The sequence below is a fragment of the Paractinoplanes deccanensis genome, assembly GCF_016862115.1.
Classification (GTDB): domain Bacteria; phylum Actinomycetota; class Actinomycetes; order Mycobacteriales; family Micromonosporaceae; genus Actinoplanes; species Actinoplanes deccanensis.
Genome location: NZ_BOMI01000080.1, coordinates 23831 through 39186 on the forward strand (window position 1 = coordinate 23831; position 15356 = coordinate 39186).

11 protein-coding genes and 4 pseudogenes are annotated in these 15356 nt (G+C 72.9%); 14 read left to right on the plus strand and 1 reads right to left on the minus strand.

The window, feature by feature from the left end; all coding sequences use genetic code 11:
* The first annotated feature begins 127 nt into the window (after window positions 1-127).
* From Ade02nite_RS20815 to Ade02nite_RS20825, 3 genes are read left to right on the plus strand one after another with little or no spacing between them, the layout of a single operon-like run.
* Entirely contained in the window at window positions 128-1684 is a 1557-nt protein-coding gene (locus Ade02nite_RS20815; RefSeq protein ID WP_239168922.1) for an ABC transporter transmembrane domain-containing protein, read from the plus strand.
* Window positions 1681-3411: an ABC transporter ATP-binding protein gene (locus Ade02nite_RS20820; protein ID WP_203766021.1), complete on the plus strand. Its 1731-nt coding sequence runs from the start codon at window positions 1681-1683 to the stop codon at window positions 3409-3411. The genes Ade02nite_RS20815 and Ade02nite_RS20820 overlap by 4 nt, the downstream gene beginning before the upstream one ends.
* Window positions 3412-3459: 48 nt before the next feature.
* On the plus strand, window positions 3460-3891 hold the full coding sequence (locus Ade02nite_RS20825) for a response regulator (protein ID WP_239168923.1): 432 nt from the start codon (window positions 3460-3462) through the stop codon (window positions 3889-3891).
* On the opposite strand, the gene Ade02nite_RS20830 is transcribed toward Ade02nite_RS20825, so the two are convergent.
* Complete coding sequence (locus tag Ade02nite_RS20830; protein ID WP_203766023.1) at window positions 3888-6260, minus strand: beta-glucosidase family protein; 2373 nt, start codon at window positions 6258-6260, stop codon at window positions 3888-3890. The genes Ade02nite_RS20825 and Ade02nite_RS20830 overlap by 4 nt on opposite strands.
* A 51-nt stretch (window positions 6261-6311) precedes the next feature.
* On the opposite strand from Ade02nite_RS20830, the gene Ade02nite_RS20835 reads away from it, so the two are divergent.
* The 11 genes and pseudogenes from Ade02nite_RS20835 to Ade02nite_RS50745 form a co-directional block, all read left to right on the plus strand.
* Window positions 6312-6665, plus strand: coding sequence for an HIT domain-containing protein (locus Ade02nite_RS20835; RefSeq protein ID WP_203766025.1), 354 nt, complete (start codon window positions 6312-6314; stop codon window positions 6663-6665).
* Window positions 6662-8038, plus strand: a complete 1377-nt coding sequence (locus Ade02nite_RS20840; protein WP_203766027.1) for a serine hydrolase domain-containing protein — start codon at window positions 6662-6664, stop codon at window positions 8036-8038. The genes Ade02nite_RS20835 and Ade02nite_RS20840 overlap by 4 nt, the downstream gene beginning before the upstream one ends.
* A 168-nt stretch (window positions 8039-8206) precedes the next feature.
* Window positions 8207-8920 (plus strand): annotated as a pseudogene (locus tag Ade02nite_RS49420) (PhoH family protein); the annotation flags it as partial.
* A gap of 627 nt (window positions 8921-9547) precedes the next feature.
* A pseudogene (locus tag Ade02nite_RS49425) lies at window positions 9548-9733 on the plus strand (LAGLIDADG family homing endonuclease); the annotation flags it as partial.
* Window positions 9734-9994: 261 nt separating this feature from the next.
* Window positions 9995-10357 (plus strand): annotated as a pseudogene (locus tag Ade02nite_RS49430) (PhoH family protein); the annotation flags it as partial.
* A 22-nt stretch (window positions 10358-10379) separates the two neighbouring features.
* Entirely contained in the window at window positions 10380-10850 is a 471-nt protein-coding gene (gene ybeY, locus Ade02nite_RS20850; RefSeq protein ID WP_203766032.1) for an rRNA maturation RNase YbeY, read from the plus strand.
* A gap of 3 nt (window positions 10851-10853) precedes the next feature.
* Window positions 10854-12230, plus strand: a complete 1377-nt coding sequence (locus Ade02nite_RS20855) for a hemolysin family protein (protein WP_203766034.1) — start codon at window positions 10854-10856, stop codon at window positions 12228-12230.
* Entirely contained in the window at window positions 12223-12603 is a 381-nt protein-coding gene (locus tag Ade02nite_RS20860) for a cytidine deaminase-like protein (RefSeq protein ID WP_203766036.1), read from the plus strand. Before Ade02nite_RS20855 ends, Ade02nite_RS20860 begins: the two co-directional genes overlap by 8 nt.
* A gap of 584 nt (window positions 12604-13187) precedes the next feature.
* Complete coding sequence (gene era, locus Ade02nite_RS20865) at window positions 13188-14081, plus strand: GTPase Era (RefSeq protein ID WP_203766044.1); 894 nt, start codon at window positions 13188-13190, stop codon at window positions 14079-14081.
* 106 nt (window positions 14082-14187) lie between these two features.
* A pseudogene (locus Ade02nite_RS20870) lies at window positions 14188-15090 on the plus strand (acyltransferase family protein); the annotation flags it as partial.
* The coding region (locus Ade02nite_RS50745) for a pentapeptide repeat-containing protein (RefSeq protein ID WP_369076665.1) at window positions 15057-15356 on the plus strand (300 nt) is incomplete at its 3' end. The pseudogene Ade02nite_RS20870 and the gene Ade02nite_RS50745, both read left to right, overlap by 34 nt.

Here is a 15356-nt window from a genome sequence, read left to right on the forward strand (position 1 = left end):
GCACCGGTGCGGGCGAGATCGCGGCAGCCGCTGGACAAGGGGCCGGTCGCCGCTGAAAAAAGGGGGAGGAAGCAGTGGGTCTCGCGCCGCGCGACGTCACGCTAGGCAACGACGGGGACACGCATCGATGCGCGAGCGGGGCTCCGCGCCCCCGATGGCCGTGAACATCCTGTGGCGGGCGCTCGCCCGCAACCGGGGCCGGGTGGCGCTCGGCAGCCTGCTCATCGGCGTGCACCAGGCCTGCGAGGCGCTGGTGCCGATCCTCATCGGCGTGATCGTCGACCGTGCGGTGGCCACCCGCGACCTGGGGCAGCTGGTGCTCTGGGTCGGCGTGCTGGCCGCGCTCTTCCTGGCGCTGACCACCGCGTACCGGATGGGTGCCCGGCTCCTGATGCGCGCGATCGCCGAGGAGGCGCATCTGCTGCGCCTGGAGGTCGCGGCCAAGGTCCTCGATCCGCGCACCGAGGTGCGCACCGGTGACGTGCTGACCATCTCGACGACCGACGCGGACACCACGTCCTACCTGCTCGACTATCTGCCGCGGATCTTCGGCGCGCTGGTCGCCACGGCCATCTCCGCGGTCGGGCTCTGTCTCATCTCCGTACGGCTGGGACTGGTCGTCCTGATCGGGACGCCGCTGGTGCTGCTGGCGTTGCAGCGCGCGGCCCCGCGCATCACGCGGCGGGTGGCGGCTCGCCAGGAGGTGGCCGGCCGGGCGGCGTCGCTCGCGACCGACCTGGTCACCGGGCTGCGGCCGCTGCGGGGCATCGGCGCGCAGGAGGCGGCGGCGCACCGCTATCGCGAGGTGAGCCGGGAGTCGCTGGACGCGACGCTGCGGGCCGCCCGCACGATGGGCCGCTTCCAGGCCGCGTCGTCGACGGTGAGCACGCTGCTGGCCTGCGGCATCGCCATCCTGGCGGGGTGGTTCGCGCTGAGCGGGCGCATCTCGGCGGGCGAGCTCGTCACGGTGATCGGGCTGGCGGCGTTCCTGGGTGAGCCCTTCGGCACGCTCTCGGCCGCACCGGGCTGGATCGCCGCGTCGCGGGCGTCGGCCGAGCGGGTCGCGTCGGTGCTCAGCGTTTCCCCGCACAAACCGCCTGCGGCGCACAATCCCCTCCCGGCCGTACGGGGTGAGTGCGTCGGCGTGGTGGCGGAGCCGGACGCCGCGGCGCTCGTGTCCCTGTTCGACGACGGCTCGCCGGACGTGCTGGTCGCCCCGCACCATCCGGAGCTCTTCTCGGGCACCATCCGCGACAACCTCATCGACCCCGGCCGGTCCGGTGTGCAGCGCGCGCTCGCGGCGTCGGCCGCGGACGACGTCGTGGCGGCCCACCCGGACGGGCTGGACCACGCGATCGCGGACCGCGGCGCGGCGCTGAGCGGCGGTCAGCGGCAGCGGCTCGCGCTGGCCCGCGCCCTGCTCGCCGAGCCGAAGCTGCTGGTGCTGCACGAGCCGACGACGGCGGTCGACGCGGTCACCGAGCACGCGATCGCGCGGGGGATCAAGGAGTTGCGCCACGGCCCGGGCTCGACGCTGGGCACGGTGCTGGTCACCACGAGCCCCGCGCTGCTCGCGGTGACCGACCGCGTGATCGTGCTGCGCGACGGCGAGGTGGTGGCCACCGGCACGCACGCGTCGCTGGCCGCGACGGACGAGACCTACCGGGCGGCAGTCCTGCGATGAGCGACCTCTCCTTGCCCGTCGCGTCGACCCGGCAGACGTGGGGCTGGCTCCGCCGGCAGCTGGCCACCCGCAAGGGCGAGCTCGCCCTCACCGTGGCGGTCGGCCTGATCGCGGCGGGCGCCTCGGTCGTGCCGGTCACCGCCCTGGGCCGGCTCGTCGACCTCGTGCGCGACGACGCCGACCCGGCGAGCCTGCTGCCCATCGCCGCGCTCGTGGTCGGTGCCGCGCTCGTCGGGGGCATCGCGGCCGGGGCCACCACGACGCTGGTGAGCCGGCTCGGCGAGCGGATCCTCGCCAGCCTGCGCGAGCAGACCGTCGGCGTCGCGCTGCGCCTGCCCGGCCAGACGCTCGACCGCGCCGGCCGCGGTGACCTGCTCTCCCGGGTCGGCGCCGACGTGGCCGCCGTGGGCAACGCCGCCGGCGAGGTGCTGCCGACCGTCATCTCCGCGCTGCTGCTCGCCGTGCTCAGCGTGGTCGCCATGTTCGGGCTGGACTGGCGGCTGGGCCTGGCCGGCATCGCCGCCGTGCCCTCCTACCTGCTGGCGCTGCGCTGGTATCTGCCCCGGTCGGCGCCGATCTACGCCGCCGAGCGGTCGGCCATCGGCGCCCGGACGCAGCTGCTCATGGAGAGCCTCCAGGGCGTGCGCACCGTGCACGCGTACCGCCTGGAAAGCCGGCACCTGAAGGCCGTGAACGTCGCCTCGGGACGAGCCCGGGACCTGTCGGTCGGCGTGTTCACGCTCTTCACCCGCTTCGTCGGGCGGATCAACCGGGCCGAGCTGCTCGGGCTCGCCACGATCCTGGTGGCCGGGTTCTGGTTCGTGCGCTCCGGCTGGGTGTCCGTGGGCGAGACCGCCGCGGCCGCCGTGCTGTTCCACCGGCTCTTCAACCCGATCTCGATGATCCTGTTCACCTTCGACGAGATCCAGGCCGCGGGCGCCGGGCTGGCCCGCCTGGTCGGGGTCGGCACCCTGCCGGTCGCGCCCGCCGGCTCGCAACCGCCCGGGAGCGCCGAGCTGACCCTGCGGAACGTCACCTTCGGGTACGACGAGCGCGTGCCGGTGCTCGACGGCATCAGCCTGCGCGTGGCGCCGGGCGAGCGGGTCGCCCTGGTCGGCTCCACCGGCGCCGGCAAGACCACTGTCGCCTCGATCGCCGCGGGCATCCTGCGGCCCTCCTCCGGCACCGCGTCGGTCGGCGGCGTCCCGGTCGACCGGCTGGCCCCCGGCGTCGTGGCGATCATCAGCCAGGAGACGCACGTCTTCGCCGGCCCGCTCATCGAGGACCTGCGGCTGGCTCGCCCGTCCGCGACCCGCGAGGAGGCCGAGCACGCGCTGGAGCAGGTGGGCGCCCTCGACTGGGCGCGGGCCCTGCCCGCCGGCCTGGACACCGTGGTCGGGGAGGGCGGGCATCCGCTCACCGCGGCGCAGGGCCAGCAGCTCGCCCTGGCCCGGCTGGTGCTGCTCGATCCGGCGGTCGCCGTGCTCGACGAGGCGACCGCCGAGGCGGGCAGCGCCGGGGCGCGCGAGCTGGAGGAGTCGGCGCTGGCCGCCACGAAGGGCCGCACCACGCTGCTGGTCGCGCACCGGCTGACCCAGGCCGCCGGCGCCGACCGGATCATCGTGCTCGAGCACGGGTCGGTGCTCGAGGAGGGCACCCACGACGCTCTCGTCGCGGCCGGCGGACGGTACGCCACGCTCTGGTCCGCCTGGCAGAGCCGCACTTAGGGTCCGGCTTTCCCTCGCGGATCCGGCGGCCCAGCCGATGAGGGGGCCATGAGACTGTCCTTCCGGCTGGACGAGCCGGCCATGGGAAGCGCGTGGCAGCCCGGCGACGACCCGGTGGTCCTGGTCGCGGACGACGACGAGGACGTCCGCGACCTGATGACCTTCAAGCTGGAGCGGGCCGGCTTCCGGGTGATCGCCGCCGACAACGGCGCGACGGCGCTCGACCTGGTCCGCTCGAGCCGCCCGGACGCCGTGATCCTCGACATCGACATGCCGGGCCTGGACGGCCTCACCGTCTGCCACCAGCTGCGCGCCTCCGCGGCGACGACCGGCATCCCGGTGCTCATGGTCAGCGGCCGCGGCCGCGACCTCGACGTGGACTTCGGGTTCCACGTCGGGGCCGGTGACTACGTGGTGAAGCCGTTCAAGCCGGACGATCTGCTGCGCCGGCTGCGCCTGCTGTTGCTGGGCGGCTCCTAGCCGATCGTCAGCGTGGCGGTGATCTGGGGCGCGTCGACAGCGCGGCTCGCGATGACCCGGTAGTCGCCGGGCAGGCGCCGCCAGCCGCCGTCCCAGATCTCGAACGTGCGCGGGGGCAGCGGGATCCGCACGGTGACCGTCTCGCCCGGGCGCGCCTCGACGTTCTCGAAGCCCGCGAGCCACCGCTCGGGCCGGTTCGGGTCGACCGGCGCCGGCCCCGCGTACACCTGCACGACCTCGCGACCGGCCCGCGCGCCCGTGTTGGTGAGCGTCACGACGGCCTCGGTCTCGTTGACGGCCATCTCGTCGTACCGCCAGGTGGTGTAGCCCAGCCCGTGCCCGAAGGCGTAGAGCGGCGCCACGCCCGAGCGCAGCCACCCGCGATATCCCACGAAGACGCCTTCGTCGTACGAGACGACGCCGTCCCGCGGCTCGATCGCCAGCACCGGGCAGTCCTGTTCGTCGCGCGGCCAGGTGGTGGGCAGGCGCCCGCCCGGCTCGGCCACCCCGAGCAGCACGTCGGCCAGCGCGGCGCCCGCCTCCTGACCCGGGAACCAGGTGAGCAGGACCGCGGCGACCTCCTCGGCCCACGGCATGAGCACCGGCGATCCGGCGTTGACCACCACGACGGTACGGGGGTTGGCCGCGGCCACCCGCGACACCAGCTCGTCCTGCCGGCCCGGCAGCGCCAGCGAGGCCCGGTCGAAGCCCTCCGACTCGACCTGCTCGGTGGTGCCGACCACGACGACCGCCACGTCGGAGCCGGCCGCCAGGCGCACCGCCTCCTCGATCATCCCGTCCGCGCCGGGCGACGGCGGGCGGTGGCCGAGCGTGGTCGCGACCGAGTGGGCCAGGCCCCGCTCGATCGTCTGCCGGAGCACGACCGGCACCGGGACGCCGGCCTCCAGCCGGACGGTGGCGCGCTGCTCGCGCGGCGACAGCAGCAGATCGGCGCGGCCGGTGCCCGGCGGGTGCAGGGAGCCCTCGTACAGCGTCTTGTCGCCGACGGTGAGCTGGAACGTGCCGAAGCCGGAGACGGCGAACGTGTGCTCGCCCGCGACGTCCGGCACGAAGGTGGCCTCCAGGACGATCGACTCGACGTCGTCCGGGGCGAGGCCGCCGGGCAGCGAGCCGATCCAGCGCACCGCGGCCGGGCTGACGGTGAAACAGTGGTGGCCGCCGACCGTGACGCGGGTGTCCGACCACTGCGGACCGTGCGCGGCGGGCAGGAACGGGCGCGGGTCGGCGCCGATCGCGTATTCGACGTCCACGCCGGACAGCGCCCGGGACAGCCCGTCGAGCGGGGAGATCGTGTGCGGCGGCGAGACCTGCGCGCTGCCGCCGCCGAGCACCCGCGCGTCGGTGGCGAGCGCCCCGATCACCGCGACCTTCGTCAGGGCAGCCGCCTCCAGGGGGAGCGTGTAGTTCTCGTTGCGCACCAGCACGAAAGACCGGGCGGCCACCTCGTGCGCGACCGCGTCGCCGTTGATCGTCTCCGGCGATTCGCCCGGCTTGTCCCCCAGGGCGCCCACCCGCTGCGCGAGGCGGAGCACCCGTCGCACCTTGTCGTCGATGATCTCCTCGGGCACCTCGCCGGCCCGCACCGCGGCGACCAGCTTCTCGCCCCACGGGCTCTCCAGCGCCGGCATCGCGATGTCCAGGCCGCCCAGCGCCGCGCCGACCGTGCTGCGCGCGGCCCGCCAGTCCGAGACCACGACGCCGTCGAAACCCCACTCGTCCTTGAGCACGCCCTGCTGGAGCGGCCCGTTGGAGGCCATCGGCAGCCCGTTCACGCCGTTGTAGGCGCTCATCACGCCCCAGCCGCCCTCGTCGACCACCCGCTCGAACGGGGCCAGGTAGATCTCGCGCAGCGCCCGCTCGGGGATCCGCACGTCCACCTCCATCCGGTCGGTCTCGAAGTCGTTGCCCACCAGGTGCTTCACCGTCGTGCCGACGCCCTCGCCCTGCACGCCGCGCACGAAGCCGGCCGCGATCTCGCCGCTGAGCAGCGGATCCTCCGAATAGCACTCGAAGTGGCGGCCGCCCAGCGGGGTGCGCTGCATGTTCACCGTCGGGCCGAGCAGCACGTGCACCCCCTTGCGCCGCGACTCCTGCCCGAGCAGCCGGCCGGCGCGCTCGGCCAGCTCGACGTCCCACGCCGCGGCCAGCGCGGTCGGGCTCGGCAGCGCGATCGACGGGTCGTCCGGGGCCCAGCCGGTGCCCCGGACGCCGATCGGCCCGTCCGACATCACCAGCGAGCGCAACCCGATCCGCTCGATCGCCGGCAGCGACCAGAAGTCCTGCCCCGCGAGCAGCGACACCTTCTCCTCGAGGCTCAGTTGCCCGAGCAGGTGCTCGACATCGTCCATGGAAGCGCTCCCATCCCTGTGGTTCCCGCAAGGGAGCTTAAGATCCCGGAGGTGGACACTGACTGCCTGTTCTGCCGCATCGTCGCGGGCGAGATTCCCGCGACGGTCGTGCACGAGACCGACACCACCCTCGCGTTCCGGGACATCGACCCCAAGGCGCCCGTGCACGTGCTGGTCATCCCCAAGAGCCACCATCCCGACGTGGTCACCCTGGCCCGCGAGGACCCGGCCGGCTCCGCCGGCCTGCTGAGCGCGGCCGCCGCGGTGGCCGAGGCCGAGGGGCTTCTCACCGACGGCTTCCGGCTGCTGTTCAACACCGGGCCGTACGCCGGGCAGGAAGTGTTCCACGTGCACGGCCACGTCCTCGGCGGCGCGCCCCTCGGTCCCATGCTGGCGCCCCGATGAGCGCGCAGGACCGCTACGAGCGGGCCGCCCGCAAGGCCCAGGCCGACGGCCGCGTCCCGGCCCTGTCGGTCGCGCTGCACCGCGCCGACCGCGAGCCCTGGGTCTTCACCGTCGGCGACTCCGGCAACCCGGCACACCCACTGACGCCCGACACCCGCTTCCGGATCGGGTCGATCACCAAGACCTTCACCGCCGTGCTCGTGCTCCAGTGCCGCGACGAGGGCCTGCTCGACCTCGACGACCCGATCGCCGAGCACCTCGACGTGCCGGCGCACGGCGACGCCACCGTCCGGCGGCTGCTCTCGCACACCGCCGGGTTCCAGCGCGAGCCGTACGGCGACGTCTGGGACACCCTCGTCGCGCCCGACGACGCCGGCCTGATCGCCGAGCTCGACCGCGCCGAGCGGGTGCTGCCCAACGCCCGCCGGTGGCACTACTCCAACCTCGGCTTCGCCGTCCTCGGCCAGCTCGTCGCCAAGCTGCGCGGCAGCACCTGGGCCGCGGTCCTGCAGGAGCGCATCCTCGACCCGCTGCGGCTCACCGGCACCACGCTCGAGCCGCCCGCGCAGGCCGCCGTCGGCTACATCGTCGACGCCTACTCCGACGCCGCCCGGCCCGAGCCGCAGACCGACCTCGGCGGGGTCGGTCCCGCCGCCCAGCTCTGGAGCACCGCGAGCGACATGGCCACCTGGGCCGGCTTCCTCGCCCACCCCGAGATCGCCGACCCGGACGGCAAGGTCCTGTCCACCGCCACGCTCGAGGAGATGCGCTTCCCGGCCACGACCACCAACGAGACGCTCTGGTCGATCGGCTGGGGCCTCGGCCTCATCCTGATCCCGCACCCCAAGCGCGTGGTCGACATCGGCCACGACGGCGCGATGCCCGGCTTCCTCGCCGGCGCCTACGGCCGCCGTGGCAACGGCCTCCCGCCCGGCCTCGCCGCCGCGGTGCTCGGCTCCTCCGGCACCGCCGGCGAGATCAACGGCCTGGTGCCCGAGCTGCTGCGGCTCGCGGCCGAGCTCGACCCCGCCGAGATCCGGCCGTGGCGCGCCGCGCCGCCCGCGCCCCCGGAATACCGCTCGGCGCTCGGCCCGTGGTGGGGCGAGGGCACCCAGTTCCTCTTCTCCTGGCACGGGGGCGCGCTCCAGGCCCGCTCCGCCGAGGCGCCCGCCGACACCCCGCCCGCGATCTTCGAGCCGCTGGCGGACCGGCCGGACGTCCTGCGTACCGTCTCCGGCCGCGAGACCGGGGAACTGCTGCGCCTCACCCGCGACCGGGACGGCGAGGTCATCCGGATGCACTGGGCCACCTACCGCTTCACCCGGCTCCAGGAGGGCTTCGACGGGGGCCTCGCCTCCGACGGCCCGCTCTAGCGCATCACCGCCGCCCGCCCGCCCGATCCAGCGATAATGGCATCGGCGAGCGGGCGGGCGAGCGGATACGATGGCACGATCCTTCAGAGCACGCCGCCCGTGCCCCGCAGAGCAGGCAGGGTGACGCAGAGAACGAGAGCAGGTGGCGGAGGCCTTCCAGGCCGCCCTATGACCGGTACGCCGAACCCTTCCAGCGCAGGCTCCAGCAGCTCAGCGCGGGTGCAAACCAAGATCTCGGTCTCCGACCCCAAGATCATGGTGAACCTCCTGGGTGCCAAGGATGAAATCCTGCGGCTCATCGAGCGAACTCTCGCCAGCGACGTCCACGTCCGCGGCAACGAGATCACCATCACCGGTGACCCCGCCGAGAACGCCACCGCGGAGCGCCTCTTCTCCGAGCTGATCGAGCTCATCGAGAAGGGCGAGACGCTCAGCGTCGACTCGGTGCGCCGCACGGCACAGATGCTCGAGGACGAGACCTCCGAGCGCCCGGCCGAGGTGCTCACCCTCAACATCCTGTCCCGTCGCGGCAAGACCATCCGTCCCAAGACGCTCGGTCAGAAGCGCTACGTCGACGCCATCGACGAGAACACGATCGTCTTCGGCATCGGCCCGGCCGGCACGGGCAAGACCTACCTGGCGATGGCCAAGGCCGTGCAGGCCCTCACCGCCAAGCAGATCAACCGCATCATCCTGACCCGCCCGGCCGTCGAGGCCGGCGAGCGCCTGGGCTTCCTGCCCGGCACCCTGAACGAGAAGATCGACCCTTACCTGCGCCCGCTCTACGACGCGCTGCACGACATGCTCGACCCCGAGTCGATCCCGCGCCTGATGGCCGCCGGCACGATCGAGGTGGCGCCGCTGGCCTACATGCGTGGCCGGGCGCAGCCGCTCACCGCCGGTGTTCTGACGCCGGACGGCTGGCGTCAGATCGGTGACCTGCGGGTCGGTGACCTGGTCGTCGGCTCCGACGGCCTGCCGACCCCGGTGCTGGGGGTCTATCCGCAGGGCCGCAAGCAGGTCTACCGGGTGACGACCCAGGACGGCGCCTCCACGCTGGCCTGCGGCGAGCACCTCTGGACAGTCCGCACCGTGGACGACCGCAGCCATGGTCGCCCGTGGCGTGTGGTGCAGACCGAAGACATGATCGGCAACCTGCGCCGCGGTTCCGTCCACCGCTACGAACTTCCGCTGGTCGACGCGGTGGAGTTCGTCCCGCAAGAGGTGCCGCTCGACGCGTACGCCCTCGGCCTGTTGCTCGGTGATGGTTGCCTCACGACGACCACCACTCCGGCCTTCGCCACCGCCGACGCCGAGTTGGCGGAGGCCCTCGAGGCGGCGCTGCCCGACATCGAGCTGCGCCACAAGGGTGGTGTCGACTACACCCTGCGTCACGTCAACGGCCGGCGTGGCGGTGTCATCGTGCGCAACCCGGTCACCGTGGCGCTTCGCGAGCTGGGGCTCGCGGGCACCCGCTCGACCACGAAGTTCGTGCCCCGGAGCTACCTGATGAACAGCGCCGAGGTGCGTCTCGCGGTGCTGCAGGGGCTGCTGGACAGCGACGGCGGTCCGGTCACGCGGAGCGGCCGTACGTGTCGCATCCAGTACACGACCTGCTCCGAGCGGCTGCGGGACGACGTGGTCTTTCTGGTTCGCTCGCTCGGCGGCGTCGCCTGCTGGCGCCGGCGGGAAGCGGCGGGCCGGACTCCGGGCCATGCCAACGGCCGCCCGGTCGAGTACCGGAACGACGCGTTCGTCCTCGACATCCGCCTGCCCGAAGGGATCGTGCCGTTCCGTCTCGGCCGCAAGCGGGAGGCGTACGACGTCTCCGGCGGCGGCAAGCCGATGCGCTTCGTCCACGAGATCGAGCCGATGGGCGAGACGGAGACGGTCTGCATCCAGGTGGCCGCGGAGGACTCGCTCTACGTCACCGATGACCTGATCGTCACCCACAACACGCTCAACGACGCGTTCATCATTCTTGACGAGGCGCAGAACACGACGCCCGAGCAGATGAAGATGTTCCTCACGCGGCTCGGGTTCGGTGCCAAGATCGTGGTGACCGGTGACGTCACGCAGGTGGACCTGCCGGGCGGGACCACCAGCGGTCTCAAGGTCGTCCGCGAGATCCTGCAAAATGTGGAGGACGTGCACTTCGCCGAGCTCTCCAGCGCGGACGTGGTCCGGCACCGTCTGGTGGCCGAGATCGTCGACGCGTACGCGAGGTACGACGCGGAGCAGGAGCGCGCCTCAACTCAATCCGTCCACGCCGTGCCGGGGCGGGCCGCCAGCGGCGGCCGGTCTCGGCAGCGGCGCTGAATCAAGGGGTAAACGCACCGCTATGTCCATCGAGATCGCCAACGAGTCGGGAGTCGAGGTCGACACCGACGCGATCCTCGCGGTGGCCCGGTACGCGCTCGACGAGATGGGGGTCAACCCGCTCGCCGAGCTGTCGATCCTGCTCGTCGACATCGACTACATGGCCGAGCTCAACCACCGCTGGATGGGTGGTGACGGGCCCACCGACGTTCTCGCGTTCCCGATGGACGAGGGCAGCGTCGACCACGGTCCCGGCGAGGCGGGCACGGGGGAGCCGGCGCTGCTCGGCGACATCGTGCTCGCCCCCGAGGTGGCGGCGAAACAGGCCGTGGCCGCCGGGCACTCCGCCGCCGACGAGCTGCACCTGCTGACCGTGCACGGCGCGCTGCACCTGCTGGGCTACGACCACGCCGAGCCGGAGGAGGAGCGGGAGATGTTCGGCCTGCAGAACAAGCTCCTCCAGGCCTGGCGGGCCAGTCGGAAGACCGGCTGACCCGTGGACCCCGCCCATCTACTCGCGGCGGGCCCGGCTTCCGCGGGCCTGCCCGACCTGCAACTCATCGTCATCGCGGTGGTGCTGGTGTTCCTCGCCGGCCTCGCCTCGATGGCCGACGCGGCGCTGGGCACGGTGTCGCCGGCGCGCGCCACCGAGATGGCGCGTGAGGGCGAGCGGGGTGCCGGCGCGCTGGCCGCTGTCGCCTCCGACGTCGTACGCCATCTCAATCTGCTCCTGCTGCTGCGGCTGCTCTGCGAGCTGACCGCGACCACGCTGATCGCGCTGGTCGCCGTGGACAGCTGGGGGATCGGCTGGACGGCCGCCCTGGTCACCGCGGGCACGATGACCGTGGTGAGCTTCGTCGTGGTGGGCGTGGCCCCGCGCACGGTGGGCCGCCAGCACGCGTACGCGGTGGGCCGCGCGGCCGCGCCCCTGGTGCGCTGGCTGGGCAAGGTGCTCAACCCGCTGGCCTCGCTGCTGATCCTGATCGGCAACGCGGTGACCCCGGGCAAGGGCTTCCCGGAGGGGCCGTTCGGCAGCCAGGTGGAGCTGCGCGAGCTGGTCGACCTGGCCGAGGAGCGCGGCGTCGTCGAGCACGGCGAGCGCGAGATGATCCACTCGGTCTTCGCGCTGGGCGACACGATCGCCCGTGAGGTGATGGTGCCGCGCACCGAGATGGTGTGGATAGAGGGTTCCAAGACGCTTCAGCAGGCGCTCTACCTCTTCCTGCGCTCGGGCTTCTCGCGCATCCCGGTGATCGGCGAGAGCGTCGACGACGTGCTGGGCGTGCTCTACCTCAAGGACGTGATCCGGCGCACCCAGTCGGGCGACCCGGCGTCGACGGCCGTGGCGGTCGCCGAGATGATGCGCCCGGCCACGTTCGTGCCGGAGTCCAAGCCGGTCGACGACCTGCTCTCCGAGATGCAGGCGGCCCGCAACCACATGGTCATCGTGGTCGACGAGTACGGTGGCACGGCCGGCCTGGTCACCATCGAGGACATCCTCGAGGAGATCGTCGGCGAGATCACCGACGAGTACGACGTCGAGCGCCCGCCCGTGGAGCACCTGCCCGACGGCGCGGTGCGGGTCACCGCCCGGCTGCCGATCGAGGACCTCGGCGAGATCTTCAAGGTGGAGCTGCCGGCGGACGAGGTCGAGACGGTCGGTGGCCTGCTGGCGCAGGCGCTGGGCCGGGTGCCGATCCCGGGCGCCACCGTCGACGTGGGCGGCCTGCACCTGGTCGCCGAGGGAACGACCGGCCGGCGCAACCGGATCGACTCGGTGCTGGTGCGCCGCGCCGACCCGGAGCCGGACGAAGAAGGAGCCGAGTCGCCTGCCGACTCCGAGACCGAGGAAAGACAGACAGCGGATGCCTGACACCTTCGCCGCTGCCGCCGTGCCGGCGGCCGACGGCGGCGCCCTGAGCGCCGAGGACAACAAGCTGGTCACCCTGGCGCGCTCGGCGCGGGCCCGGGTGGGTGCGGCCGAGGGCGCTGCGGTACGAGACCAGGACGGCCGGACGTACGCGGCGGCCACGGTGGCGCTGCCCTCGCTGGCGATCAGCGCGCTGCAGCTGGCGGTGGCGTCGGCGGTGGCCTCGGGCGCGTCGTCGATCGAGGCGGCCGCGGTGGTGACGGAGGCCGAGGAGCTCGACGGGGCGGGGCACGCGGCGGTGCGCGACCTGGCACCGTCGGCGCCGATCCATGTGGCGGGCCCGAGCGGCACCCTGCGCGGCACGGTCACCGCATGAGCGAAGCACGCGACGAACGCGCTCGTGATCGCCGGGCCGGCGCCCAGCGTGAAGCTCGCTCTGCCGGCGGCGACGCGCGGGAAGCGGGCGCTGGGGCGGGCGCGGCCGGTTCCGGGGCGCGCGGGGCCGGGTCGGGGGACAAAAGCGGCAAGCGGCCCATGGCGGACGGCGAGCGTCGGCTGACAGCGGGGGAGCGCAATGAGCTTCGCCGTCAGGAGCGCCGGGCCGCCCGCCGCACGGACAACGCGGCGAGCGAGCCGCGGCGCGGATCGTCCCAGCGCGGCTCCGGTGGCGCCCGCGGCACCGACTCGTCGCGGGCGGCCGGCGCCGCTCGCGGTGGCGGTTCTTCTCGTCCGGCCGGCGCCTCTCGCAGTGGTGGTGCTTCTCGTGCGGCCGGTGCCTCGCGGGGCGGCGACTCTCCTCGCGCTGGGGGTTCCGATGGGGCGGGCTCACCGCGTACACCTGCGTCGCGGGAGAAAGCCGCCCCGGGTGACCACACGGGCAGTGAGCGCAAGCCTGTCACCGCGAGTGAGCCGCGGCGTGATCAGGGGCCGAAGCGGCACCGGCATCGCGAGGCGGCGCGGATCGAGGCGGGCGACGACGTCTATCGGGCGGGGTTCGCGTGTTTCGTCGGGCGGCCGAACGCCGGGAAGAGCACGCTGACCAACGCGATCATCGGGCAGAAGATCGCGATCACGTCGAACAAGCCGCAGACGACGCGGCATGTCATCCGGGGCATTCTGCACCGGGAGAACGCGCAGCTCGTGCTGGTCGACACGCCGGGGCTGCACCGGCCGCGCACGCTGCTCGGCGAGCGGCTCAACGATCTCGTGCGCGAGGTGTGGAGCGAGGTCGACGTGATCGGCGTCTGCTTCCCGGCGGACGAGCCGGTGGGGCGCGGCGACCGGTTCATCTCGGCCGAGATGGCCGAGCTCAAGGCGACGATCATCGCGGTGGTGACCAAGGTCGACCTGGTCGACCCGGCGACGCTGGCGAAGCACCTGATCGCGGTGAGTGAGCTTCACGACTTCGCGGACATCGTTCCGGTGAGCGCGGTGTCGGGACACCAGGTGCAGACGCTGGTGGATGTGCTCGTCAAGCACCTGCCGGAGTCGCCGCAGCTCTACCCCGACGACGTGCTGACCGATGAGCCCGAGCAGGTGCTGATCGCCGAGCTGATCCGCGAGGCGGCGCTCGAGGGGGTGCGGGACGAGCTGCCCCACTCGATCGCGGTGCTGGTCGAGGAGATGATGGTCGAGAACGGCGTCACGAAGATCTATGCCGATCTGTACGTCGAGCGCGACAGCCAGAAGTCGATCGTGATCGGCTCGCGCGGCGCCCGCCTCAAGGAGGTCGGCAGCCGTGCCCGGGCGGAGATCGAGAGTCTTCTCGGCTCGCGCGTGTATCTCGATCTTCACGTTCGGGTAGCGAAGGAATGGCAGCGCGACCCGCGGCAACTCCGGAAACTCGGCTTCTGACCAGGCAAACCGGACACATCAAGATCTAAACCATGTAATACGTCGATTATGGGATAACTCACGCTGGTTTGCGGCTTTCGACCCGACTTGGGTAACAACGAAGCCTATGCGGAACCGGTACCTGGACCTCTTGCGTGCCGCGGCAACCGTCCGGGTCGTGGTCTACCACTCCAGCGGCTGGGCGGCCCTGACGATCGTCTTCCCCGCCATGTCGGTGATGTTCGCGCTGGCGGGCAGCATGATGGCGGCGTCGCTCGACCGCCACGGACCCCGGGCGGTGGAGCGCCGCCTGCACCGGCTGCTGCCCGCCCTCTGGGCCCTGGTGGCGGTCGCCGTGCCGTGCATGCTGGTCGGCGGGCTCGTCTGGGACTGGAAGGTGCTGCTCTGGGCCTTCCCCCTGGAGGACCCGCCGGCCACCGGCTTCTGGCTCGAGGGCCTGGCCGCGATGTGGTACCTGCGAGACTTCCTCTGGTTCGTGCTCGTCTCGCCGCTGATCCTCCCCGTGTTCCGCAGATTCCCCCTGATCACCCTGGCAATCCCGTACGCGGGACTCGCCGTGATCACCTTCGCGGGCCTGACGCCGCCGGCCGTGCTCCGCGACTTCTGCCTCTACGGCAGCGCCTGGCTGCTCGGCTTCGCCCACCACGACGGCCTGCTCTCGCGGGGAAGCCTCCTCTTCCGGCACCGATGGTGGCTCGCCGGCGTGCTGGGCGCCGCCGCCGCGGCCTGGGCGCTGACCCACCCGGGGCCGCGCGGGCTCGACCTCAACGACATCCCGCTGGCGAACGCGCTCTGGTCGACGGCGTTCATCCTGATCGCGCTGAGCGTGAACCCTGCGATCCCGTCGCGGCGGGCGCTGACCGTGCTCAACGCCCGGGCCCTGACGATCTACCTGTGGCACGTGCCGCTCATCCTGCTGGTGGTCCGGCTGGCCGAGGCCACCGGCCTGCCCGTGCTCGGCTGGGTGGGCATCTCGTGGCGGCTGGTCGTGGTCGCCGCCCTGCTGGCGCTGGCCGTGATGGCGATCGGCTGGGTCGAGGACTGGTCGGCGGGCCGCCGCCCCACCCTCATCCCGGGCGGCCGGCCCCGCGCCGTGCCGGTCTCACCGGCGCCCGTCTCTGCGGCGCCCGTCTCTGCGGCGCCCGTCTCTGCGGCGCCCGTCTCTGCGGCGCCCGTCTCTGCGGCGCCCGCCTATTCGGAGGCCGTCGCCACGGGACGCGAGCTCGTCTGACGCCGCTTGTCGTGGGGCGTTGCTTGTCGTTCTGGCGTCGCTTG